We start from the raw sequence: 1394 nt of genomic DNA, 5'->3' as shown, positions 1-1394 counted from the left end.
GGCCCGCATCGCCGCGCTGTGCCGCGCCGCCGGCCCCGGCGCGCTGCAGCGCCCGGCCCTGCACCAGGCCGCGCGGCGCCAGCGCAGCGAACTCGGCACGCTGGCCGAGGCCCTGCCCGCCGACGTGTCCGATGCGGCCCTGGTGCTGGCCGCGCCGCTGCGCGCCGAGCTGGCCCATTTGCTGCAGCGCTGCCGGCTGCGCGACGGCCTGGCCGAGGGGCTGGGCCCCAGCGCGCGCACGCGCTACCGGCCCGGCGTGCGCGCGCTGCTGGTCGGTGCCTCGGGCACGGGCAAGACCCTGTCGGCCGGCTGGATCGCCACGCAGCTGTCGCTGCCGCTGTACCGCGTCGACCTGGCGGCCGTGACCAGCAAGTACATCGGCGAGACCGAGAAGAACCTGGCCGAGCTGTTCGCGCGCGCCGAGCACGACGAGGTGGTGCTGCTGTTCGACGAGGCCGACGCGCTGTTCGGCAAGCGCACCGAGGTCAAGGACGCCAACGACCGCTTCGCCAACCAGCAGACCAACTACCTGCTGCAGCGCATCGAGAGCTACGACGGCATCGTGCTGCTCACCAGCAACAGCCGCGCGCGCTTCGACAGCGCGTTCACGCGCCGGCTCGACGCCATCCTCGAATTCCCGGCGCCCGGCCCCGAGGAACGCCGCGCGCTGTGGCGGGCCCACCTGGGCGACGCCCATGCGCTGGCGCCGGCCGCGCTGAACCGGCTGGCCGCCGGCTGCGAACTGGCGGGCGGCCACATCCGCAACGTGGTGCTGGCCGCGCGCGCGGTGGCCGGTGGCGGCGCCATCGACGCGCCGGCCCTGGCCGCTGCGCTGGGCGCCGAGTACCGCAAGCTCGGCAAGCCGCTGCCGGCCGCCCTGCTGGCCCCCGGAGGCTGAGGGCATGGGCCGCGCCGCGCTCCCGGCGCACCTGGCGCGTGCCCGTCCGCGCGCGCGCCCGGCCGACGCGGACACCGCACGCCGCGCGCGCACGGCTGCGCGCGAGGACACCGCGGAACCCGGCAGCGCAGCGGCCGACGCCGCGCCGGCCTGGCCGCGCTACCTGGCACCCCAGGCCACGGCCGGGCCGCTCGCGGCCGGTGCCGACGGGCTGCTGGACGCGCGCCTGGACGCAGGGCTGGACGGGCGCATGGACGCGCGGCTGGATGCCCGGTTGGACACCCGGTTCGACGCCCGGCTCGACACCCCGCTCGGTGCGCGGCTGGACGCCGGCCTGGACGCCCGGCGCACCCCGCTGCGGCCCGCGGAACCCTTGACCCGGCCGACGCCGCCCGATGCCGGCCTGGTCCGCCCTGCCGGCCGGCCGGCACCGGCCGCGGCAGCGACCACGCCACCGTCCACGGCCCCACCCGCAGCCCCCGCCGCGCCCGACGCC

General features: G+C 78.6%; 1 protein-coding gene and 1 pseudogene. Both read left to right on the top strand.

The genetic code is table 11. The features are described from left to right. Window positions 1-898 (top strand): ATP-binding protein (locus tag IE209_RS33585; protein ID WP_189691193.1); only part of this gene is annotated, 898 nt, incomplete at its 5' end. 4 nt (window positions 899-902) lie between these two features. Next, a pseudogene (locus IE209_RS33580) lies at window positions 903-1394 on the top strand (hypothetical protein); the annotation flags it as partial.

This window comes from Pseudorhodoferax aquiterrae (assembly GCF_014652235.1).
Taxonomy (GTDB): domain Bacteria; phylum Pseudomonadota; class Gammaproteobacteria; order Burkholderiales; family Burkholderiaceae_C; genus Pseudorhodoferax; species Pseudorhodoferax aquiterrae.
This window is presented reverse-complemented; position numbering and strand designations above follow the sequence as displayed.